At 62.9% G+C, this 23,280-nt stretch carries 17 protein-coding genes, 1 tRNA gene and 1 pseudogene; 7 read left to right on the forward strand and 12 right to left on the reverse strand.

Translation table 11 applies throughout. The features are described from left to right. The first annotated feature begins 11 nt into the window (after positions 1-11). The 4 genes from GYK42_RS06220 (at position 12) to GYK42_RS06235 (ending at position 2,940) form a co-directional block, all read left to right on the forward strand. On the forward strand, positions 12-509 hold the full coding sequence (locus tag GYK42_RS06220) for a glycoside hydrolase family 19 protein (RefSeq protein WP_166446768.1): 498 nt from the start codon (positions 12-14) through the stop codon (positions 507-509). Next, positions 506-832 (forward strand): hypothetical protein, encoded by a 327-nt coding sequence (locus GYK42_RS06225; RefSeq protein WP_166446769.1) that lies wholly within the window; start codon positions 506-508, stop codon positions 830-832. The genes GYK42_RS06220 and GYK42_RS06225 overlap by 4 nt, the downstream gene beginning before the upstream one ends. Positions 833-957: 125 nt before the next feature. Further along, positions 958-1,137 carry a hypothetical protein gene (locus tag GYK42_RS06230; protein WP_166446770.1) on the forward strand — a complete coding sequence of 60 codons (180 nt, stop codon included), beginning with the start codon at positions 958-960 and terminating at the stop codon, positions 1,135-1,137. 303 nt (positions 1,138-1,440) lie between these two features. Continuing rightward, entirely contained in the window at positions 1,441-2,940 is a 1,500-nt protein-coding gene (locus tag GYK42_RS06235) for a nucleobase:cation symporter-2 family protein (protein ID WP_240943482.1), read from the forward strand. Between the two features lie 27 nt (positions 2,941-2,967). Here the strand turns inward: GYK42_RS06235 and GYK42_RS06240 are convergent, their stop codons facing one another. Further along, positions 2,968-8,010: a diguanylate cyclase domain-containing protein gene (locus GYK42_RS06240; protein WP_166446771.1), complete on the reverse strand. Its 5,043-nt coding sequence runs from the start codon at positions 8,008-8,010 to the stop codon at positions 2,968-2,970. A 363-nt stretch (positions 8,011-8,373) separates the two neighbouring features. Then, positions 8,374-9,059, reverse strand: a pseudogene (locus GYK42_RS06245) (IS5 family transposase); the annotation flags it as partial. 149 nt (positions 9,060-9,208) lie between these two features. On the opposite strand from GYK42_RS06245, the gene GYK42_RS06250 reads away from it, so the two are divergent. Then, positions 9,209-10,132: a hypothetical protein gene (locus GYK42_RS06250; RefSeq protein WP_166446772.1), complete on the forward strand. Its 924-nt coding sequence runs from the start codon at positions 9,209-9,211 to the stop codon at positions 10,130-10,132. A 20-nt stretch (positions 10,133-10,152) separates the two neighbouring features. Here GYK42_RS06250 and GYK42_RS06255 read toward each other — a convergent pair whose 3' ends face one another. The 8 genes from GYK42_RS06255 to GYK42_RS06290 form a co-directional block, all read right to left on the reverse strand. Beyond that, positions 10,153-10,389 carry a hypothetical protein gene (locus GYK42_RS06255; RefSeq protein ID WP_166446773.1) on the reverse strand — a complete coding sequence of 79 codons (237 nt, stop codon included), beginning with the start codon at positions 10,387-10,389 and terminating at the stop codon, positions 10,153-10,155. Between the two features lie 299 nt (positions 10,390-10,688). Continuing rightward, positions 10,689-10,775, reverse strand: a tRNA-Leu gene (locus tag GYK42_RS06260). A 118-nt stretch (positions 10,776-10,893) separates the two neighbouring features. Next, positions 10,894-13,188, reverse strand: a complete 2,295-nt coding sequence (locus tag GYK42_RS06265) for a TonB-dependent receptor (RefSeq protein WP_431190151.1) — start codon at positions 13,186-13,188, stop codon at positions 10,894-10,896. Positions 13,189-13,623: 435 nt separating this feature from the next. Further along, positions 13,624-15,348, reverse strand: coding sequence for a methyl-accepting chemotaxis protein (locus GYK42_RS06270; protein WP_166446774.1), 1,725 nt, complete (start codon positions 15,346-15,348; stop codon positions 13,624-13,626). A gap of 265 nt (positions 15,349-15,613) precedes the next feature. Next, complete coding sequence (locus tag GYK42_RS06275) at positions 15,614-16,003, reverse strand: DUF4440 domain-containing protein (protein WP_205711292.1); 390 nt, start codon at positions 16,001-16,003, stop codon at positions 15,614-15,616. Positions 16,004-16,008: 5 nt separating this feature from the next. Further along, positions 16,009-16,221 carry a hypothetical protein gene (locus GYK42_RS06280; RefSeq protein WP_034755154.1) on the reverse strand — a complete coding sequence of 71 codons (213 nt, stop codon included), beginning with the start codon at positions 16,219-16,221 and terminating at the stop codon, positions 16,009-16,011. Between the two features lie 51 nt (positions 16,222-16,272). Then, positions 16,273-16,776, reverse strand: a complete 504-nt coding sequence (locus GYK42_RS06285; RefSeq protein ID WP_058048724.1) for a DUF2939 domain-containing protein — start codon at positions 16,774-16,776, stop codon at positions 16,273-16,275. Between the two features lie 125 nt (positions 16,777-16,901). Further along, positions 16,902-17,348, reverse strand: a complete 447-nt coding sequence (locus tag GYK42_RS06290) for a DUF2939 domain-containing protein (protein WP_166446775.1) — start codon at positions 17,346-17,348, stop codon at positions 16,902-16,904. A 111-nt stretch (positions 17,349-17,459) separates the two neighbouring features. Here GYK42_RS06290 and GYK42_RS06295 point away from each other — a divergent pair, with 111 nt between their 5' ends. Beyond that, complete coding sequence (locus tag GYK42_RS06295; protein ID WP_166446776.1) at positions 17,460-18,299, forward strand: hypothetical protein; 840 nt, start codon at positions 17,460-17,462, stop codon at positions 18,297-18,299. Between the two features lie 13 nt (positions 18,300-18,312). Beyond that, complete coding sequence (locus GYK42_RS06300) at positions 18,313-20,526, forward strand: penicillin acylase family protein (protein WP_166446777.1); 2,214 nt, start codon at positions 18,313-18,315, stop codon at positions 20,524-20,526. Between the two features lie 100 nt (positions 20,527-20,626). On the opposite strand, the gene GYK42_RS06305 is transcribed toward GYK42_RS06300, so the two are convergent. Together GYK42_RS06305 and GYK42_RS06310 are read right to left on the reverse strand one after the other, a co-directional pair. Next, positions 20,627-21,808 (reverse strand): trans-sulfuration enzyme family protein, encoded by a 1,182-nt coding sequence (locus GYK42_RS06305; protein WP_205711293.1) that lies wholly within the window; start codon positions 21,806-21,808, stop codon positions 20,627-20,629. Further along, on the reverse strand, positions 21,805-23,196 hold the full coding sequence (locus tag GYK42_RS06310) for a pyridoxal-phosphate dependent enzyme (RefSeq protein WP_431190152.1): 1,392 nt from the start codon (positions 23,194-23,196) through the stop codon (positions 21,805-21,807). The genes GYK42_RS06305 and GYK42_RS06310 overlap by 4 nt, the downstream gene beginning before the upstream one ends. Positions 23,197-23,280 lie beyond the last annotated feature (84 nt).

Below are 23,280 nucleotides of genomic sequence, written 5' to 3' on the forward strand. Positions count from 1 at the left end.
GCGCCCAATTGATGCAGATCATGCCCCTGGCCGGCCGCCGCGCTACGCTGTTCCTGGCGCCCTTGAATGCGGCGATGGCCGAGTTCAGCATCGATACGCCGCTGCGCCAGGCGGCGTTCCTGGCGCAGGTGGGCCACGAATCGGGCCAATTGCGTTATGTGCGCGAGCTGGCCAGCGGCGCGGCCTATGAAGGGCGCGTGGACCTGGGCAATGTGGTCGCCGGCGATGGTGTGCGCTTCAAGGGGCGCGGCTTGCTCCAGGTGACGGGGCGCGCCAACTATGCGGCGTGCGGTGTGGCGCTGGACTTGGATTTGCTGGCGGCGCCGCAACTGCTGGAGCAAACGACTTGCGCGTGCCGCTCGGCGGGCTGGTTCTGGCAATCGCGCGGCTTGAATCGCTTGGCGGACGCGGGCGACCAGGAACGGGTGACGCGCCGCATCAACGGCGGCGTGAACGGCCTGGCTGAGCGTTTGGCCTTGTACCAGACAGCGCGCAAGGTGCTGGCATGAAGCCGTCATTGAGCATGGTGGCCATGCTGCTGTTGCTGGGGGCAGCCGTGTTTTGCGCTCAGCGCTGGGGCCGCGAAACGGGCCGTGCCGCGTGTGCGGCGCAAGTGCTGGAGCTGCAAGCCGTGTTGCAGCGCCAGAACCAGGTCCTGAATGTGATGCGCGAGGAGGGCGCGCGCCGGTCGGCGCGGGTACGGCAGGCGTTGGCCACGGCGCAGGCCGGACAGGCAGATGCGCAAGCGGCTGCGGCGCGCATCCTGGCGCTGCAGCCCGAAGGTGACGCCTGCCGTGCCGCCGAGGCGCTGATCGCCAGCGAAATACTATGAGGCCGCCGCGTTGGAGGACGGGGTGTCTGGCAAGGACGCGGGGTCTCAAGGGTCTCAAGTATGCCGTCAAGGTATTGCTGGCGAGCTTGTTGACCGGCTGCGCGGCATGGGCGCCGGCATCGCAGGTGGAAGCTTGGCCGGTGAGCGCGCCGTGCATCGCCACGCGTCCCGCCGCGCCCGTCTTGCCGGCTGTGCCAGCCCACGGCATCTTCGAGCAAGTGCAAGCCTTGCTGGCGCGCGAGCAATTGCGTGCCGCACATGTACGCCAGCTGGAAATATTGCTCGATGCCTGCACCGGCGGCTAAGCAGCAGTCACCAGCGGCCTGCCAGCGCCGCCGCCAACGCCGCGTTCTGGTGCATGCGCAGGGGCGGGACGCAATAAAACGGTGCACCCACCGCCAGATTGGACGATCTTCGGCGATTTTCGGCACAATTCCTGTATACAATCCACCTGGCACGATGCGTGCATGGCTACCTTGGTCATCCCATCCTAGGAGCTTCGCATGCATCATCGGCCGCTAGTGTGTTCCTGCTGTCCCGTTTCTGTCTTGCTTTTCCCTTTCACCTGCGCCCATCCGGGCCGCGGTCACCCAGGAAATGGAGCGTAAATGGCCACTCCCCGTCTGAAATCCATCCACCGCAGCGTGCCGGGCGCCACGCCTGCCGCGCCATCGCCCGTCGATGAAATCCTGCCAACCGGCAAGCTGTTTACGCTGGGTTTGCAGCACGTGCTCGTCATGTATGCGGGCGCCATCGCCGTGCCGCTGATCGTCGGACGCGCCCTCAAGCTGCCGCCCCAGCAGGTGGCGGCGCTGATCAGTGCCGACCTGTTCTGCTGCGGCCTCGTGACCCTGATCCAGTCTTTGGGCATCGGAAAATACTTTGGTATCCGCCTGCCCGTGATGATGGGCGTGACCTTTGCCGCCGTCAGTCCCATGCTGGCCATGGCGAACAACCCGGCCCTGGGCATCACCGGCATCTTTGGCGCCGTGATCGGCGCCGGCGTCGTTTCCATGCTGATCGCTCCCTTTATCAGCCGCCTGCTGGCGCTTTTTCCGCCCGTGGTCACGGGCAGCATCATCGCCGTGATCGGCGTGTCATTGATGCGCGTGGGCGTGAACTGGGCCATGGGCGGGCCGCCGGCCATGGCGCAGATTGCCGATCCCGCTTTCCTCAAGATGGCCGCTGCCGCCACGGCGGCCGGCCTGCCCGCGCCAGCTGGTCCCGTGCCGATGATCGCCAACCCCGGCTATGGCGCGCTGGACAACATGGGCATCGCTTTTTTTGTGCTGGCTGTCATCTTGCTGGTGGCCAAGTATGGCCGCGGCTTCCTGTCGAATATCGCGGTATTGATCGGCATTATCGCCGGCACAGCCCTGTCGTTTGCGCTGGGCAAGGCCGATTTCGCCAAGGTGGCCAGCGCCAAGGCCTTTGCCGTCGTCACGCCATTCCAGTTCGGCATGCCGACCTTTGACGTGGTTGCCACCGTGACCATGAGCCTGGTGATGATCGTCGTCATGATCGAATCGCTGGGCATGTTTCTGGCGCTGGGCGAGATGACGGGCAAGCGCATCACCCAGGCCGACATCAGCCGCGGCTTGCGCGTCGATGGCCTGGGCACCCTGATCGGCGGCATCTTCAATACTTTTCCCTACACCTCGTTCTCGCAAAACGTGGGCCTGGTAGGCGTGACGGGCGTGCGCAGCCGCTGGGTATGCGTGGCGGCCGGCATCATCCTGCTCGTCATGGGCGTGATCCCGAAGATCGCGCAGACGGCTGAAGCCGTGCCGGCGTTCGTGCTGGGCGGGGCAGGGCTGGTGATGTTCGGCATGGTCGCCGCCACGGGCATCCGCATCCTGGCCGGGGTCGACTACAAGAGCAACCGCAACAACCTGTTCATCGTGGCCCTGTCGATCGGCTTCGGCATGCTGCCGCTGGTGGCCGAGCAATACGCGCAGCACATGCCGAAAGCCTTGTCGCCATTGCTGCACAGCGGCATCCTGCTGGCCGCCATCGTCGCCGTGCTGCTCAATCTGTTCTTCAACGGATTGGCGTCGCAGGAAAATGCGCAGGAGCAGGCGCGGGAGAACAGTCATGGCAGCGATTGAGTAGCCGCCCCGCGCCGTGAACGCGGATTAGCCAGGCGGCAGAATTCTCAGCACCACGCAATTGCGCCCCGCATCCTTGGCCAGGTACAGCGCGGCATCGGCCAGGCGCAGCAGGGTGTCCGGATCGGCTGCGCCCGGCGCCGACTGGACCGCGATGCCGACGCTGATCGTCACCTGCTGCGTATCCGCACTTTCATGGAAGATGCCCAGATCTGCGATGGCGCGCCGCAGCGCTTCGCCGGTCTGGCGCGCTTCGTCCGCGCCGGTGTTCGGCAGCACGATCGAAAATTCTTCGCCGCCGTAGCGCGCCGTCAGGTCGCCCGCGCGTCGCATGCCGGCCGCCAGCGCCTGCGCGACCCGGGTCAGGCAGGCGTCGCCGGCCTGGTGGCCATGCCGGTCGTTGAAGCGCTTGAAGTAGTCGACATCGAGCATGATGACGGCAAGCGGCTGGCCGACGCGCGTGGCACGCGCACATTCAGCGCGCAGCACGTCGTCGAAATGGCGCCGGTTCGCCAGGCCGGTCAGGCCATCGGTGATGGACAAGGTCGCCAGCTTGCGGTTGGCGTCTTCCAGCTGTTCCGTGCGTTCGGCAACGCGCCGTTCCAGGCTGTCATGCAGCCTGGCGCTGGAGATCGAGATCATCGCCTGTGCGCCGAGCATGCGCAGGAACGCCACGCGTTCTTCCGTAAACGAAGCTTCTGCCAGACGGTTCTCGAAGTACAGGATGCCGCCGATCTGCCCGCCGTGGCGTATCGGCAGGCACATGACGGCGCGCGGCAGGTGCAACTGCACGTACGGGTCGGCGGCAAAGCGCGAGGCGCCCGTGATGCAATCTTCGATCACCTCGGCACCGGTGCGCACGACGTAGCGCAGCAGCGACAGCGGGAACTGCGGGTCGCTGGCGGCGTTCAGGTCGAGCTGGCGCGATTGCAGGACAGTGACGCCATCGCCATCGATATTGGCCTCCAGCTGGTAGCTGCCTTCGGACAGCAGCAGCAGGCGCGCTACCTGCGCGCCGGCGTTTTCGCACACGATGGCAATGAGGCGCGTCAGCACCTTGCGCAGGCCCACTTCGTTCGACAGGATCTGCGACGCCTTCAGCAGCGACACCAGGTCGAGCGCGGAACTGCCGTGCGTGTGGGAGACAGAATGCCGTTGCGTGCTGCGGCCTTCCATCCTTGATAACAGTATGCCGTGGCGTGCCTGCAGCTGCGCCACCTTGCCCTGCGCACCCCACTGGCCGTAATGCGCGATGGCGTCCTGGATAAAGACGCCGGCCACGCGCGCATGTCCCTGATCGAACCAGCATTCGCCGCATAGCTCATTGCCCAGCGCTTGCATGTTGACGTAGCCGGCCAGGCCGGCCGCGTCGATCGCCTGCTGGTAATGGCGCGTGGCCAGTTGCAGGTCTTCCCGGTAGCGCGCCATCTCGGCCAGCACCAGCAGGTGCTTGGCGCCGCTGTTGTCCGAGCCTTGTTTGGCCCACTTGGCGAGGCTCGCCTGCAGCGTGCCGATCACGGTCAGCAGATCGCCCGCGTCGGGGCGCGCAGGATGGCGCCGCAAGGCGCGGATCAGGATCAGCGCGGCGTAGAAACTGCACTCGGCAACCTTGGCCTGGCCGCGCATGATCTGGGTGACGATGCCGAGCTGGCCGGCCAGCGGTTCGGCGTCGGCGCCGTCGAACAGGTAGGCGTTGCGGATCTTCCCCTGCAAGAAGTAGGCGCGGTACAGGTGCGAGTCGCCATACTGATCGAGGAAGCGCGCCTCGCTGAAGGCCCCATCATCGTAGCTGTCGTGGCGGGGCAGGAGGCCCATCAGGCATTTGATGGGCTGGACCGCGGCGGCGACGCAGCAATCGGCCATCGCCTGCTGACCGTTGGCGCGCATCAGCGCCAGATCGTGCTCGATATCGTGCATCAGGTGCGGCAGGTAGTCGCCGAGGATGATACGGTCGGTGGCGCGCACGGCCGCCACCACGCCGACCTGCACGAAATCGGCGATTTCCAGGGCCCAGCCAAACGCCTCCTCGTACAGGGCGTCGGAGCTGCGCAGCGGCTGCGTCCAGTGGTTGCTGAGCGCGCCGAACATCAGGCCCGTGAGCGTGCGCGTCTGCAGGTTGGCACGGCGCCTGGCCAGCGCCATCGCCATCGCGCCGAATTCGTAGCCGCGCGCGATGTCGCCGCTGTACAGCGCGACCATCATCGCGTAGCCGACATAGGCGACGGCGCTGAAATCGCTGTTCCCCCGCTGCATGGACAGCCGCGTCATCGACACCACCATCAGCGCGCTGAGATCCTGCTGGCCGGCGTAGTAGCTGGCCATCCACAGGCCTTGCATCATCTGCATGGCGGCCACCGCGTCCGGTTCGCACATGTCATCGGCCGCCAGCAAGGCCTCGGGCGCCTGCGCGCCAGGCTGTCGCCCGATGTCGGCGAGGATGTCGGCGAAGCGCATCTTCATCTGCGCCACGTCGTGCGGAATGTCGATGTGCAGCAGCGCCAGGCCATCGCGTTGCACGGCGATGGCGTCGAGCAGGCGGCCCTGCAATTGATACTGGTGCGCCTGGATGGCAATGCACCGAACCTGCAGCAAGGGGCTCAAGGTGCGGGCCCGCACCAGCGGGTAGATCGCCTCGGCGGCATCGAACTGGCCACACAGGTAGGCCGCTTCGGCCGCGCCCAGCTGCAGGTCGAGCCAGAGGTCAGCGTGCGCGTTCCATGCCTGCGCCGGCAGCAGGTCGAGACCAATGCGTGTGTGCTCCAGCGTGGACTGGAACGCGGCGCAGCGCCGTGCCTTGGCGCCAGCCTGGAGATTGAGCATCGCCAGCTGCACGCGCTCGCCCGCATCGTTGATCAGCGCGCGGCCGGCGTTGAGCTGCTCGACGATTTCGAACAGTGTCTCGTCCCGACGCTCCGGCGCCGTATGCCGCAGCAGCAAGCGGCCGATGAGAAGATGGTTGGCCGTGCGCATATCGTCGCCGGCGACCAGGTAGGCTGCCTGCTGCACCCGGTCGTGCAGGAAGCGGTAAGCGACGCCGCTGCTGGCTGCATCGGTGTCGCCGTCGACGTATTTATAGCGTTCGTCGAGCGGCTGGATCAAGCCTGCCCTGAGCGCCGGCCACAGGTCTTGCTGCGTTTTCCGGGGCGCGCGGTCCACTGCCAGCGCGAGCGTGTCGAGCGCGAAGCGGTTGCCGCAGGAGGCGGCCAGTTGCAGCAGATGCTGCGTCACCGTGGGCAGGCGGCGGATTTTTTCCAGCAGTACCTCGACCACGTTGTCGGTATATCTGGCCTGTTCTATCGCGGGCATGTCCCAGTCCCAGCAATCGTCGGCGGCCCGGTAGCGCAGCTGGCCCGTCTCATTGAGCGAAGCGAGGAACTGGTTGAGGAAAAACGGATTGCCGGCCGTCTTGCGGTAGCAAATACTGGTCAGCGGCGCGCAGTCGGGGACCGTCACGCGCACGGTGGCCGAGACCATTTGCGCAACCTGCGGCTCGGTCAGTGCGCTCAGTAACAGCGTGGACAGGCGTACGTCACGGGCCAGCAGCTTGTCGCGCAGGGCGATGAGCGGATGCGCGGGACCCACCTCGTTGTCGCGGTATGCGCCGATGAACAGCAAGCTGCTATTGTCGCAGGAGACCATCAGCAGTTCGATCATCCGCAAGGTGGCCGCATCGGCCCATTGCAGGTCGTCGAGGAACAGCACCAGCGGATGCCCGGCGCAGGCGAAGACTTCGACGAAGCGGGGGAAGAGGCGGTCCAGGCGCAGCTGTGCCTGTGCCGGCGCCGACGCGGGCACCGCGTCCGTGGGGCCGACGATCAACGCCAACTGGGGAATCAGCTCGACCAGCATGCCGATGCCGCTGCCCAGCGCCGCATGCAGTTTGGCGGACCACTGCCGCAGCGTTTCCTCGGGCTGGCCGAGCAGCTGGCGCACCAGTCCCTGGAATGCCTGGATCAGCGGGGCATACGGCACGTCGCGCTGGTGCTGGTCAAATTTGCCGGACAGGAAGCAGCCGCGCCGGGCGGTGATGGGCTTTTGTACTTCGTTGATGACCGCCGACTTGCCTATGCCCGAATGGCCGGCCACCAGCAGCATCTCGCACGTGCCCGCGGCGCTGCGTTCAAACGCCGCTAGCAGCACGGCGATGGCATCCTCGCGCCCGTGCAGCGTTTGCGGCACGAGAAAGCGGCCGTTGTGGTCGGACAGCTTGAGCGCCTGCGCCGGCTTTTGCGCGCGGCAGGCTTCGAGGTCGCTGCGCAAGCCCTGCAAGCTCTGGTAGCGTTGATCCGCATTTTTTTCCAGCAGCCGCTGGATGATCGGCAGCAGCTGGCCAGGCAAGTTTGCCAGCGCCGGGTGCGACCAGTCGGGACTGCGCGCAATGTGGCAATGCACGAGTTCCATCTCGTCGCGCGACTCGAACGGCGCCTGGCCGGCCAGCAGTTCGTAGAAGGTGGCGCCGAGCGCATAGAAATCGGCGCGCCAATCGATCCTCCGGTTCATGCGCCCGGTCTGCTCCGGCGCCATGTAGCGCAGCGTGCCTTCCAGGGCTTGGAGATTGACGATGCCGTGGTTTTCGTATGGCAGTTCGCAGGCGATGCCGAAATCGATCAGCTGCAACAGGCGCCGCTCGCCATTCCACACCAGGTTGGAGGGATTGATGTCCTTGTGGATCACGCCCTGATGATGGACCTCTTCCAGCGCTACGCACAGTTGCAGCGCGATGTCGAAAAAGTCCTCCAGCGCCAATGCAGGCAGCGACGGCGTCCTGCGCGCCGCCACCTGCGCGCGCAACACCTGGTCGAGCGCCTGGCCACCAGCATCTTCGAGGACCATCGTCCAGCACCCGCCGTGCAGCTGCAGTGCCAGCGGATGCGCCACGCCAGGATGGCGGCAGCGGCGCGCGATCGCATACTCGCGCTTGAATTGCGCCAGTTGCTGAAAGGAGGGAAACTGCTGATTGGGTTTCTTGACGATCAGCGCGGTGCCATCCGCAGCCCTGGCGCGGTAAACCCGTGAGCGGGCACCGCTATGCAGCTGTTTGATGATCTCGTGATCGAAAAGGGAGCGCATGGGCTGGGCTTAGCAGTACACAGACGGTTGCGGGAGCCGGAAGGCGCACATTTCGGAATATTACTTGATTGTAAGTATTATATCAGCAGGGACCTGCGGGGGAGCCAGCGGGCTGATGGGGAGTGTTGTAAAAATGCCAGTGGGGGAGGGAATTGATCGGGGTGGAGGTCGCGGCAAAGCGGAAGTGGCGGAGGTGCCGAACATGTTGGATATGGAGGAGGGATGAGTGGATGCTGCTTACCGGTTAGGTGCAGGCGCGGATCCCGACGGCACGCCCGACTTGGACGCTGACCAGGTGCGCGTTACCGGCACGTGAGGTGGCTCATTTCAGCCATTTGTTGGTGAGTGTCGACCCGAGCCGAACATCGCAACGTGCCAGTCGATTGTCTTGTCCGTGTTTTCCGAACGCTTGCCAACGCCCTGGTAGCCAGCGTCGCCAAGCACCGCCTTCTCGCCGCCGTGCAGCAGCGCATGCGCCTGGGTCACGTCGGCTACATTGCCTGCCGTGCCGACCACCGAGTGCACCAGGCCGGCCGCCATGTCCACGCCCACATGAGCCTTCATGCCGAAGTGCCAGTCGTTCCCTTTCTTCGACTGGTGCATCTCGGGATCGCGCTCCTTGTCGCGATTTTTCGTCGACGGCGGCGCGGCGATCAATGTCGCGTCCACGATCGTCCCCTCGCGCATGACCAAACCTTTCCTGGCCAGGTGCATGTTGATCTCATCGAAAATCCGGCGTGTCAGATTGTGCTTCTCCAGCAGTCGACGGAACTTCAACAACGTCGTCGCGTCCGGTGCCGATTCGTTCGTGAGATCAATGCCGACGAAGCCTCGAATGGACTGGCTGTCGTCGATCGCATCTTCGATTCCCTCGTCCAACAAACCGAAGCACTGCTGCGCGATATACATGCGCTCCAGGCCCGTCGGTGGACGGCCGCGGCCATCGCCTTTCGGGTAATACGGCAGCAGCGCCGCTACCAGCGACGGTCTCGGCGAGTCTGCTTCTTCTTGTGGATGAACTCGGCGTCGGAGAACGTGGTTTGCTTCATGGCTGTCTGGAAGGAATCGAAGACGTCATTGTGCCAGTTCAGGATCTCAGGCGGGCCGCTGCCGGTTCAAATCAATGCTTCCCTGGATACTCAACTATTCGGGCACATTCGCCCCTGTTCTGGAGGACCGCCCATAAGCTTATTCAGCTATGATGCTGTTCATCCGAACTCAAGCGAACAACGTCATGCTTGAACCCACGCCCGAAACTATCAGTGCGCTTGCCGAACACTATCTTCCCGTGTCGCCAACTGTCCCCTACATCGGGCCAAGCAAGGTGGCCCTGGTGACCATCCAGTTCGAACTCACCGCGGACCTGCCGGTTGCAGTCCGCAAATGGGAGCAGTTGGGCTTTGTGCGGGTCAACCCGTACGGTGAGACATCGCTAGCCGACAACTTGGATCGGAGCGGCTTTCCCTTCGAGGCGGCAGCCATTGGAGCATCTGTCGTTGTGTCTACGGCTTGGCCGGCTCTGTCGCAAGCCGTCTATCTGGCGCCGGCCTCGTCACAGGCACGAGAGGCAGGCCGGACCGTGCGAGGCTATGGAAGCACGACGTTTGAACTTAGTGCGCCGCCCCCGGTTGCAACTTCCCATCTGGAACCGGAGACATGTGAAGCCGCGCGAATTCTGCTAGACCACACGCAGGATTTGCAAGCCACCGTGGAAAAATGGGAAAACGCGGGATTCGTGAGGCTGGGCGCCGCCGATGCGGTCATGAGAAACGATTTGATGGGCTTTTCGCACATCATCGCTTACACGGCCCTCGCGTTGGGGGCAACGCTGGTCGCCTTCCAAGGAACGCCGGCGAAGCAGCGCAGGATCCGGCGCCTGGATGACGGGCATATCGACATGGATGCTGTACATGCGGACCCGCCGGTACAGATGTCCCCGCGCGGGTCGTCGGTGATCCAGGCCGTCTTCCTCGCGCCCACCTCGATCGACGCAAGGGCAAGGGCCGAAGCGGCATTGACCTGTAGCCACGTGCCACCAACCCTTGAATCGATCAAATCGGCTGAACTGCCTCTGCCAGTGCCTGGGCGTCGCCCAACCAGCATTGTTCCGTCGTGCAGGTAGCCAGATGGGCAGTGATTAAATCAGCGGTTCCCTAAAAAAATCACAAGGAAAATCATTGTAATAATTCCACTTATTACAAAACCCCAATATACTATTCTCTCGGTATTGGACATTTCCTGGAGACGTTGCCCTAGATTTTTTGTGAGAATATCTTTATATAATTCTTTAGGACATTTCTTCTTATCCATATTTTCTTCCTCTGGAAATTTTTTACCGAATCGAACTGGTGGACTTTCCAAAGCGGTCAGGGCCACCATGATGGCGCCGGCGTTGGCCGCGTAATCAGTGACGATCAGGTTGAGCTTGAAGCGGTATTCGAATGAAAGAGAGGCGATGCCATCACGTTACCCTCTTCGGCAAAAGATAAGCTAGAGGTCGGGCGCGCTCACCGCGATGCCATATCTACCGATTGTTGAGGCGTAATCATGGCGTAAATTTGGCGTAATCGCTACTGGTTTTTGTCGGGTTTAATCTGGATTAAGGGATGGCGATACGTAAAAAAGCCACTAACTCCTTGGAAGTTAATGGCTTTTCTGATGCTTCTGAATCTGTGCGCTGGTGCCCGGAGCCGGAATCGAACCGGCACGCCCTTACAGGCGGGAGATTTTAAGTCTCCAGTGTCTACCAGTTTCACCATCCGGGCAGCGCGGCAAGATTCTAGCACAGGTGATGCGCATCACGCCATCTTGTGCCTGAGCCATGCAGTCCCGTTTGCGCCGGACAGCGCGGTTTTATCTACCCGCCATCAAAACGAACCGCCGTCAGAACGTCGCCTTGAACTGCACCCCATACGTGCGCGGCTCGTTGACGATACCTGTCAGGTTGTCGAAATCGATCGCGCCCAGCGACTGGATCTGGTTGGTGATGTTGCGCCCGTATGCGGAGAGTTCATAGCGGTCCCATTTGTAGCCGACGCGCAAGCCGCCTTCGAGCAGTTCCTTGGCCTTGTATTCCTTCGCTTCATACAGGAAGAAGTTGTAGCTGGTGCGATACGCCCAGTCCGTGTAAGCGTAGAACTCGCCATTTGCCAGGGGAATGCTGTATTTCAAAGTGAAGTTGGTTTGCCATTCCGGCGCGCGCGGCAGCGGGTTGCCGTCGATGTAGGCCGTGCCTTTGAACGGGCCCAGCGGGTCGGTGACGGTGCAGCCGCTGGCCGGGTTGTTTTGCGCGTTGCCGCAGCTTTGCACGAACAGCTTCTTGTCCTGGATTTCCGTGTGGTTGTAGCTGCCGCCCAGGGTCATGCTGAGCGAATCGCTGAGGTTAGCCTGGAAATCGAGTTCCACGCCACGGCCAGTGGCCTTGTCGGCGTTGATCAGCTGGTTCATGTTGACAGCGCCGCTGCCGGCCGTCAGTTGCTTGTCCTTAACCCGGTACTGGAACACGGCCAGGCTCAGGCGCGCGCGTTTGTCGAACAGGTCCTGCTTGATGCCTGCTTCGACGGACAGCGCTTTTTCGGCGCCCGCAAACGAAGGGCGGTCGGCCAGGCCGTTCAGGCGCCCCTGCATCGACGGCGCGCGGTAGCCGGTGGCGATGCGCGCGTAGGCGTTGGTTTCCGGCGTCAACACATAGGTGCCGCTCAGGTCCCAGCTGACGTTGTGCGAGGTGTCGTTCAGGTTGAAGGGGCCGGCCGTGGTCGCTTCCACGCGCTTGGCGGAAAAATCCTTCTTGTCGGTCGTGTAGCGCAGGCCGGCGCGCAGTTTCAGGGCGTCCGAGACCGTGTAGTTGAGCGAACCGAAGGCCGCGTACGACTTCGAGCTCTGGTTTTGCGTGGCGTACGCGCTGTTTTGCGGATTGCCGGGTGCCAGGCTGTCAAAGCTGATGCTGTCGATCTGGATATCTTCCTTGAAGTAGAACAGGCCGGCTATCCATTGCAGTGGGCCTTTTGCGCTCGATTCGGCGCGGAACTCCTGCGAAATCTGCTTGTGGTTCGGGATCACGTCGGCCGTTTCCACGACGAAGGGGATGAAGCCGGGGCCCATCGGCGGCGCGTACACGGCGCCATAGCCGCCGTCGACGTCGGCACGGCTGAAGAAATCGAGTTTTTCGTAGCCGGTGATCGAATGCAGGGTGACGCCGGGCAAGTCCCATTTCAGGCGCATGCTGCCGCCCTTGGTTTTCAGGTGCTGGCGGTTGATGCCGTCGGTCGGGTAGTTATCGTAATCAAAGCCATCGACCAGGTCGTTCGTGCCCTGCTTGAGGATATTAGCGCGGAACAAGGTGGCCGTGCCGTCGAGGTTGCGTGCGTGCACGTTGAACAGGGCCGTGAAGTCGCGCGTGGGCTTGACCAGTACCTGCAGGCGGGCGGCGCTGTCTTCATAGCCTTCGAAGTCGCGCGTGCCGGTGGGGCGCGGGTTGTGCACGCGGTCGTCGCGGCGCTGGGTCTGGCCGGAAAAGCGCAGGGCCACCGTGTCGCTGACGGGCACGTTGAAGGCGCCTTCCAGGTTTTTCATGCCATCCTTGCCGAAGCCGCCGCTCAGGTAGCCTTCCGTCTTGAAGACGGGTTTGGCGGAATCGAACTTGATCACGCCGGCCGGCGAGTTGCGGCCGAACAAGGTGCCTTGCGGGCCGCGCAGCACCTCGACCTGGTCGACGTCAAACACGGGAAAACCTTTCAGCATGGCGTTTTCCTGCACCACGTCATCCATCACCAGGCCCACCGGTTGCGAGGCGTTCAGGTCGAAGTCGGTATTGCCCAGGCCGCGAATGTAGAAGCGGGGGAAGGTGCGGCCGTAGTCCGATTCGACGGAGACGCTGGGCGAGCGGCTGTTGAGAAAACGGATGTCGGCGCCGCCGGCCGTCAGGGTGTCGAGCTTGTCGCCCTTCAGGGTGGCGATGGACATCGGCACGTCCTTGATGTTTTCCGCGCGCCGCTGTGCCGTCACGATCACCGTTTCCAGCTGGCCAGGTCCGGCCTGTGCCGCCGGAGCGGCAGGGGCGTCGGCGGCTGGCGCCGGGATGCTGTCCTGTGCCTGCGCCATCGCCTGCAAGGGGAAGGCGGCAGTGATTGCCAGGGCAATCAGGGTGTGGCGTACTGTGCTGGCATGCGGTGTCATCATGAAACGGCTCCTGTCGGTCAAGGTTGTTGGGGCATGCAAGCTGGCGCTGGCCAGCTGGACGAAAAGTCATGCTAGCACGGAAAGTTTTGGTATTCATGCCATTTTCCAGCGACGGCTATTCATATCCGTTTCGACTGAATACACGAATAAAATCGTATTTGTCGTCAATATCTGGCGGGTGCATAGTGGAGTGCCGGCAGGCTTGTGCGAGCGGAGATCGGCGGGGCGTGGCGACGGGGTTTCCTGCGTGAACGCAAAGAGAGCGATGTTTTTTGCCGTGCTACCCGCTTGCGGACACTGGAAATACAACAGCTGCCGCGGAATTTTTTGGGAAGGGGCGTGTTGTTGCTGCGCGACAGGGGAGGCACCGCCTGCGGCTATCCCCCTGTGCGTGTGACGCAGGGCATGCAAGGCTGCATGCCCGTATTGGCTGAATTAAAACTCTTCCCAATCGCCGGCCGTCACGGCTTCCGCTTGTACTGAACGGTGTTTTGCCGGCGCGGCCTGGCGCTTGACGGGGTTGCTGGCTGGCGCCGGTACCAGGCGCAGCGGTTTGCGGCTGGCGCGCGCCGGTGCTGGCGCGAATGCTGCCACATGGCTGTCGTGCGTCTTGAAGATGCTCACGGTTTGCACCAGGTGGCTGGCCTGGTCGCGCAAGGATTCGGCCGCGGCCGCCGCTTCTTCCACCAGCGACGCGTTTTGTTGCGTGACGCTGTCCATCTGGGTCACCGCCTGATTGATCTGCTCGATCCCCGTGGACTGTTCCTGGCTGGCCACGGTGATTTCAGCGATGATGTTGCTGACGCGGGCGACGCTGGCGACCACCTCGGACATCGTCGTGCCCGCCTGCGCCGCCAGCCTGGAGCCCGCATCGACGCGGCTCACGGAATCGTCGATCAGCGCCTTGATTTCCTTGGCCGCGCTGGCGCTGCGCTGGGCCAGGCCGCGCACTTCGGTGGCGACGACGGCGAAGCCGCGGCCCTGTTCGCCGGCACGCGCCGCTTCCACGGCCGCGTTCAGGGCGAGGATGTTGGTCTGGAAGGCGATGCCGTCGATGACGCTGATGATGTCGACAATCTTGCGCGACGATTCGCTGATCAGCTCCATGGTGCCCATCACCTGGCCCACCACGGCGCCGCCCTTGCTGGCGACGTCCGAAGCGGTGGTGGCAAGCACATTGGCTTCGCGGGCATTTTCCGCATTCTTGCGCACGGTGCTGGTGAGTTCTTCCATCGAGGAAGCGGTTTCTTCCAGTGAACTGGCTTGTTGTTCCGTGCGCAGTGACAGGTCGCTATTGCCGGTGGAAATTTCCTCGGCGGCAAGGGAGACCGTGTCGGAATCCTGGCGCACGGAGGACACGACCGAAGTCAGCGACTCCTGCATGCGCTGCAGCGCCGACAGCACGCTGACGCTATCGTTCGGTGCGACGCTGAGTTTGCCCGTCAGGTCGCCGCCGGCAAGCAGGCTGACGGCGTCGCATAGCTGCTTCGGTTCGGCGCCCAGCGCCTTGAGCAGGCTGCGCGTGATGAGCCAGCCCGCCAGGGCCGCCAGCACGATGGACAGCAAGCTGACGCCGATGAGGATATTCCTGTTGAGAATGTAGCGCTCGTTGTCTTCTTGCAAGATGACGGTGGAGCGTTGCTCCGTCAGGGCGAAATATTCATCGCTGGCGGCAACGAGGGCGGCCAGCAGCGGGCGGCATTCCTCGTTCATCTTGACGATGGCCAGTTCGGTTTTCTTTTGCAGCGCCAGGTCCACGATGCCCAGTGCCACGGGGGCATAGCGTTTTTCGATGCTGTCGATCTTGGTGATGATGGCGCGCACCTCGTCCGATACTCCCGGCTGCTGTGCCAGCTGCAGCAGTTGCTGCATGTTCTTGACGACATTGGCGTGCGCTTGCAAGACTTGCTTGCGTTCGATTTCCAGGTCTTCCGGCTTGGTCACGAGCACCAGGTTCCTGGCCGCCACGGCGCGCATGTCGATCGCGTCACGCACGCGGTGCGCCGTGTTGGCGCGGGCCGTGATGCCGTTGACATATTGGTCAAAGCCGGCGTTGAAGGTAGAGAAACTCCGTACGGACAGGATCGAGATGCCGATGAGTAAAAAGACCAGCAGGCCGAAAGCCAGAGTGAGCTGGGTGCGTACGGTGAATTTATCCATGATGTCTCTCCCAAAAATACGTGGTGACGATTAGAAAGGGGGCGTGCGTGGGACGGGTGCCAGGCGCTTGCCTGGCAGCGAGTTGTACCCTGCGCAGTGCTTCTCTATCCAGAACACGGATTCGTGGTGTGAGGATGGCGTTACTTGAAAACTGATTTAAATAATTTATTTGTTTTATTTATTAAAATCATTTTTGCACAAAAATTTCAGTAGATCAATGAGATTTTGCGTGCCAAAAAACAACTTTTCGACATGGAATACTTGTTCATGCGGGTATCGGTGTACCTTGGTGAAATGTCATCTGCCAGCGGCCGTCGCGCCACTTCCATAGCGAACTGCGCAAGCTGGCGCTGGCGGGCAGGGCGCCGCTGGCGTGGCGCTGCGAGCGGTAGGTAACGAAGGCCACATCGTCGGCCAGCAAGCGTGCCTGAAAATGGCTGATGCTGCGCTGGCAAAAGTCTTCCCCTGGCAAGTCCGACAGGGTTGCCGCGCGCGTCCACAGCGTGCCCGAGCTGCCGAATTCGACGAACTCGTCGGCCAACAGCGTTGCCAGCCTGGCGCTGTCGGCGCGCACGGCCTGGCTTTGCAGCGCCGCTTCCAGCGCCTGCAGATGTGCCGCCAGGCGTGCGTTGTCTTGCGTGTGGTCCGTTGCCAAGGTGTTCAGATGGGGAACGCGCCGGCGCCCGATACATTCAGGCAGGCGACCTTGTCGCTGGAAAAATACTTGATTTGTCCCAGGCCGATGGCGTAGCAGCCGTCGCTGAGCGGGGAAATAGGGCCGGTGAGTTTTTCACCGTTGATCAAGGTCACCACCCAGGGCGTGGTGGCCGGTTTGCCTGCGTGGGTCAGGGCGTGTTGTACCAGGTCTGACATGCTGCCTCCAAAGAAATGTGGTTGGGCAGATGATAGCAGTGCGCGGCCGTTTCAAGCGTCGGCCAGCAGATTCTTGGGCAGCGCCACCGACGTGAGTTTCCAGCTCCACAGGCCATCGCGAGTCAGGGTCAATTCACCGATATGACTTTTGCTGTGGGCGCGCTGTACCACGACGCTGTTCCAGGAGGTGTAGCGCAGTTTGTAGTCGGGCTTGGTGTTGCGCTTGCGGCCGCTGATGTCGCTGACCTTGGCGAGCGGTTTTTCATAGCGGTCATTGAGTTTCATCAAGGCGACGATGCCTTCGGGCATCAGCATGGTGTCGAGCAAGGGATCGATGACGTCGGGACTGATGTCGTCGGCCACTTCCGGCGCCGAGAACAGGGCATGCAGTTGCTGCCCCAGGCTGCCGCGCAACTGGGACAGGTCGATCTGTGCAGCCAAGGCCTGGCTATCCTCGTCCATGGTCGCCGCGTGGATCTTGTCCATGGTGAAATACGGGCTGCCATAGAAGACGCCGGCCAGCGCGACCAGTACCGCTACAGCGAGAAGCATCATTCTTTTCATCGTGCAATCTCTTGGATGCCTGGCGACCCGGTGCGCCTGAAGTGTTGGCATTCTACATAATATTTCTCAAAATCAATATGGCTGTTTAGGTAAGTGTTGTTTTGGATCAAGTTTCGTCAGAGTAATTCTGGCGGCAAGGTAATGTCCGTCAGTTTCCAGTCCCAGATGCCATGGCGGCGAAGCAGGAACCGGCTGGCGGCGGGGCCGGCGCCGCTGCGCCGCAGCACTACTTCATTCCACGAGCGGTACTCCATGCCGAAGTCGTGGCGCGTGCCATCCGCTCCCTGCTTGCCGTGCAGGATCAATACCGTGATGCCGGGCGGCGAGACGATGGCGTCGAGCATTTCCTTGAAATCGTCTTCGCTGGCCGTTTCGCCGGCCGCCCGCAACTGGCGCGCCACGCTGGCGCGCACGGCCGGCAGGTCGGCCTGCTGCGCCAGGTTTTCCAGGCGCACGGATTTCGCCGCGATGCTGATGCGGTACATGGCGATGTAGGGGCTGACCCAGGTGAAGCCGATGGCGGCGACGGCAAAAATGATCGCGGTGGCGTACTTTCTTTTCATGGTCCGTGTTTTGTATGAGCTGTGCCGCCGTGATTTTACCCGGCCAGCGGTGGCGGATGGTGTAGCATTCGTGCCGGCGCGGACCATCGCGCCGCAATATTGAGGACAACCATGAATATCACTATCAATCAGGTGCTGCAGTCGTATATCGACCCGCTCACCGCCAGCGAGTACGCGGCGCTCGAGCGCAGCCTGCAGGCCGAAGGCTGCCGCGATGCGCTGGTGCTGTGGAATGACGTGCTGATCGACGGGCATAACCGCTACGCCATCTGCCGCCAGCACGGCATCGAATTCAAGACCATCCAGAACACCAGCTTTACTTCGCTCGACGACGTCATGCTGTGGATGATCGACAATCATTTGGCGCGCCGCAGCGTGTCGGACTTCCAGCGCGGCGTGCTGGCCCTGCGCAAGAAGGAAATCGTCGCCGCGCGCAGCCCGGCGCCCGTCAGCGCGGCTGATGTGCCCGAAGGCGAAAACGCGCCGAAGCCACCCATGAGCACGCGCGAAGAGGTGGCCAAGGCGGCCAGATTGAGCAGCAACCAGATCAGCCAGATCGAGAAGATCCAGAAGGCCGCTTCGCCGGAACTGGTGGAAGCCGTCCGTTCGGGCACGATTTCCATCAATGCGGCGGCCACCGTGGCGTCCTTGCCGCCGGAAGAGCAGGTGGCGGCTGTCGCCGGTGGCAAGAAATTGCTGCGCCAGGCGGCCAAGGAAATCCGCGAACAGCGCGCCGCCACGCGCACGCCGCGCGAGCCGAAGGCGCCCCACGTGTCGCAGGATACGCCGGAGACGGGCAACGAGCCATGGGCCGAGAATGCGGCCCAGGCGCCATCCGAAGCGGAGCGCCTGCGCGGCGAGATCGCCGGCTTGAAACAGCGGGTGGCGCAGCTGCAGGCGGAAAATACCGAGTTGAACCAGCGCATAGCCGCTTTAATCGACGCATCCTGATTTGGAATTGACCATGCTACGTCGCAGTGCCTTGTTCGCCGCCATCGCCTGCGGCACCGTTGCCGTTCCTCCCGTGCTGGCGGCGCCCGCCGTTTCTGTCACGGACATGGCCCGCTGGCAGGCGCAGGCCGCCAATGTCAGCATCGCGCGCGACACGTGGGGCATTCCTCATGTGACGGGCAAGACGGATGCGGATGCCGTGTTTGGCCTGATGTATGCGCAGGCCGAAGACGATTTCCCCCGCGTCGAACTCAATTACATCAACGCCATGGGGCGCCTGGCGGAAGTGGAGGGTGAGCGGGAGCTGTACCGCGACCTGCGCATGAAGCTCTTCATCGACCCGCTTGAGCTGCAGGCGCAGTACCGCGCCAGCCCGCCGTGGCTGCGCAAGTTGATGGATGCATTTGCCGATGGCTTGAATTTTTACCTGGCCACGCATCCGCAGGTCAAACCCAGGCTGATCGTGCATTTCGAGCCGTGGATGGCCTTGAGTTTCAGCGAGGGCAGCATCGGCGGCGATATCGAATCGATCAACCTGGCGCAGCTCGAAGCGTTTTACGGCCAGCAGACCAAGCCTGCATCGGTGGCGCTGGCGCTGGCCAGCGTGGAAACTGGGTTGGAGCCTGAGCCGAGCGGCTCGAACGGTTTCGCCATCGCGCCCGCCATCACGAAAAATGGTCATGCAATGCTGATGATCAACCCGCACACCTCGTTCTACTTCCGTCCCGAAGTGCAGGTCATCAGCGGCGAAGGCCTGAATGCGTATGGCGCCGTCACCTGGGGCCAGTTTTTCGTCTACCAGGGTTTTAACGACCGCCTCGGCTGGATGCATACCTCGGGCGGCGGCGACGTCATCGACGAGTACCTGGAAAGCATCGTCGACAAGGGTGGCGCATGGTTCTACCGCTATGACGGCGGCCTGCTTCCCTTGAAAGCCGTGCCGATTACCTTGCCATATAAACTGGCGAACGGCGGCATGGGCTCGAAAACCATCACCGTCTACTACAGCCACCACGGCCCCATCGTGCGCGCGCAGGATGGACGCTGGGTGGCCGTGCGCCTGATGAACGAACCGTTGAAGGCATTGACGCAGTCGTATGCGCGCACCAAGGCGCGCGATTACGCGGCCTTCTACAAAACGATGGAACTGCGCACGAATTCGTCGAACAATACCGTGTATGCGGATGCGGATGGCAATATCGCCTACTTTCACGGCAATTTCATCCCCGTGCGCGACCCGCGCTTCAACTGGAAGCAGCCCGTCGACGGCAGCGACCCGGCCACGGAATGGAAAGGGCTGCACACGGTGGCGCAAACCATCACCCTGTTCAATCCGAAAAATGGCTGGATACAAAACACGAACAACTGGCCGTATTCGGCGGCCGGCGACTACAGCCCGCGCCAGCAGGACTATCCCGCCTACATGTCCGTGTATGGCGAAAACGCGCGCGGCCTGCATGCCGTCAAGGTTTTCCAGAACAAGAAGGATTTCACGCTCGACAAGCTGATCGCCGCCTCGTATGACAGCGAACTGACGGCGTTCGAAGCGCTGCTGCCGCCGCTGTTCAAGGCCTACGATGCGCTGCCAGCGGGCGACGCGCAAAAGCTGGCGCTGGCCGACAAGGTGGCTTTGCTGCGAGCCTGGGACTGGCGCTACTCGCTGACGTCCACCGCCACCTCGCTGGCCGTGTTCTGGGGCCAGGAGCTGGCCGAACTGACGGGAAAACAGGCGCGCGAGCAGGGTGTGCCCGTGGTCGATTTTCTGGCAACGGACAAGGTCACGGCGGCCCGGCGGCTGGCCGCGCTGGTGACGGCGGCGGACAAATTGCAGCGCGATTTCGGCAACTGGCAAACGCCATGGGGCGAGATCAACCGCTTCCAGCGCCTCACGGGCGACGTGGTGCAGCCGTTCGACGATGCGCAACCGAGCTTGCCCGTGCCTTACGCGTCAGGCAACTGGGGCGCGCTGGCCGCGTATGGCCAGAGCAGCAAGAGCGCGACCCGCAGGATTTACGGTGAACGTGGCAACAGCTTTGTCGCGGCCGTGGAATTCGGTCCGCGCATCAGGGCGAAAAGCATCCTCGCCGGTGGACAGAGCGGCGACCCGAAGTCGCCGCACTTCAAGGACCAGGCGGCCATGTATGCGCGCGGCGAATTCAAGGAGGTGTTGTTCTATCCCGAGGACGTAAGCAGGCACCTGGAGCGCAGGTACCGGCCGGGGGAGTGATGTTGGTGGTGCGTCGGATTACGCCCTTGCGGGCTAATCCGACCTACACTACATGTTGCATGTAGGTCGGATTAGCGTAGCGTAATCCGACAACTACCCATCAAATCGCATCAAGCGCCGTGCGCAAGTCGTGCCGCAAATCCTCGATATCCTCGATCCCCACCGACAGCCTGATCAAGCCATCGCCGATGCCCAGCTTGGCACGCTGTTCGGCCGGGATGCTGGCATGCGTCATCAGGGCAGGGTGCTCGATCAGGCTTTCCACGCCACCCAGGCTTTCGGCCAGGGCGAATACCTCGCAGCGCTCGAGGAAGCGGCGCGCGCCGGCCAAATCCGTATCGAGGTCGATGGAAATGATGCCGCCGAAACCATCCATCTGGCGCTGCGCCAGCGCGTGCTGCGGGTGCGAGGCCAGGCCCGGATAGAAGACTTTCTTCACTCCCTTTTGCTGTTCCAGCCATTGCGCCAGCGCCAGGGCGCTTTCGCAATGGCGCTGCATGCGGATGGCCAGGGTTTTCACGCCGCGCAACGCCAAAAAACTGTCGAACGGGCCGGCAATCGCGCCCACCGAGTTTTGCAAAAAGCCCAGCTGCTCGCGCCATTCCGCCTGCCGTTCTTCCGCGCCGACGATGGCGATGCCGCCGATGATGTCCGAGTGGCCGTTCAAGTACTTGGTTGTCGAGTGCACGACGATATCGAAGCCATGCTCCAGCGGGCGCTGCACCAGCGGGCTGGCAAACGTGTTGTCGGCCACGGCGATGATGCCCCGTGCGCTGCAGATGTCGGCAATGGCCCGCAAGTCGGCCAGCTTCAGCATGGGATTCGTCGGCGTTTCGACCCACACCATCTTCGTTTCCGGGCGCAGCGCGGCCAGCAGGTTTTCCGGATTCGTCAGGTCGACATACGTGAACTCGTGGCCGGCCGAGCGGCGGCGCACGCGCTCGAATAAACGGTAGGTGCCGCCGTACATGTCGTCGCCGGCGACGATGTGGCTGCCCGCGTCCAGCAATTCCAGCACGGACGAAATGGCGGCCAGGCCCGAGGCGAACGCGAACGCCGCGCTGCCGCCTTCCAGGTCGGCCACGCAGCGCTCAAGCGCCCAGCGCGTGGGATTGTGCGAGCGGCCATAGTCCAGGCCCTTGTGCACGCCGGGGCTGTCCTGCACGAAGGTGGAAGTGGCGTAAATGGGCGGCATGATGGCGCCCGTCGACGGGTCGGGCGACTGGCCGGCGTGGATGACTCGCGTGGCGAGGCGGCTCTTGCGGGTGGTTTCCTGGCTCAAGATAGTGTCCTGCGTAAGTGGTTGAGAAGGTCGAAGCGGGTGATCAGGCCATAGAAGGCGGTATCGTCGGCGACGACGGCCGTCAAGCCCCGGTCCAGGGTGGCACGCAGGGCGGGCAAGCCGCTTGATGGCGCCAGGGTTTCGATCTGTGTCGTCATGGTGGCGCCCACCAGCGATGCAAAATGGGCGGCGTCGCTGGAGACGTGCAGCAGCAAGTCCGATTCGTCAATGATGCCGGCCAGCTTGCCGTCGTCGATGACGGGCAACTGGGCCAGGTCGCTGGCGCGCATGCGGTTGAAAGCCGTGAGCAGGGTGTCGCCCGGGGCCACGCTGACGACGTCGCCCTCGTCGTAGCGGCGCCCGATCAGGTCGCGCAAGTCGCCCGACACGGCCCGCTGCAACAGGCCCTGGTCGCGCATCCAGCCGTCGTTGTAAACTTTGGATAGATAGCGCGTGCCCGTGTCGCAGACAAAGGTAACGACTCGCTTGGGCGTCGTCTGCTCGCGGCAGTATTTGAGGGCCGCGGCCAGCAGGGTGCCGGTGGACGAGCCGCCTAAAATACCTTCGGCGCGCAGGAGCGCGCGCGCGGAATCAAAACTTTCCTGGTCCGTGATGGTGTAGGCCTTGGTGACGCTGTCCATGTCGGCGATCGAGGGGATAAAATCTTCGCCGATGCCTTCCACGGCCCACGAGCCGCTCGTGTCCGACACCTTGCCCGTGTCGATGTATTCGGTGAGGATGGAGCCTTGCGGGTCGGCCAGCACGAATTCCAGTTTCGGCTGCGCCTTGCGGAAGTAGCGGGTCAGGCCCGTCAGGGTGCCGGACGAACCGACGCCGACGACGATGGCGTCCACGTCATGGCCGCTTTGCTCCCAGATTTCGGGCGCCGTCGTCGTTTCGTGGGCCAGCGGATTGGCGGGATTGTTGAACTGGTCGGCGAAGAAGGCGCCCGGCAGTTCGCGCGCCAGGCGCGCCGCGTAATCCTGGTAATACTCGGGATGGCCCTTGCCCACGTCCGAGCGCGTGGTGTGCACTTCGGCGCCCAGGGCTTTCAGGTGCAGCACTTTTTCCGTCGACATCTTGTCGGGCACGACAAGGATCACGCGGTAGCCCTTGATGCGGCCGACCAGGGCCAGGCCGATGCCCGTATTGCCGGCCGTTGCCTCGACGATGGTGCCGCCCGGCTGCAGGCGGCCGTCCGCTTCGGCCGCTTCGATGATGGACAGGCCGATGCGGTCCTTGATGGAACCGCCGGGATTTTGCGATTCCAGTTTCAGGAACAGCTGGCACAGGCCCGTGTCGAGCCTGGTGACTTCGACCAGCGGGGTGTTGCCGATCAGCTTGTATAGCGCTGGCGGCTGGGATGGGGATGGCATTCGATCATTCATGGTGGCTCCTGTCAGAGAAACAACGGCTCCGGATTGTGTCCCGAGCCGCCTTCCGTGCCGCGCAGTGTAGGCGGGTGGACGAGT

This window comes from Janthinobacterium lividum (genome assembly GCF_011601275.1).
Taxonomy (GTDB): Bacteria; Pseudomonadota; Gammaproteobacteria; order Burkholderiales; family Burkholderiaceae_D; genus Janthinobacterium; species Janthinobacterium lividum_E.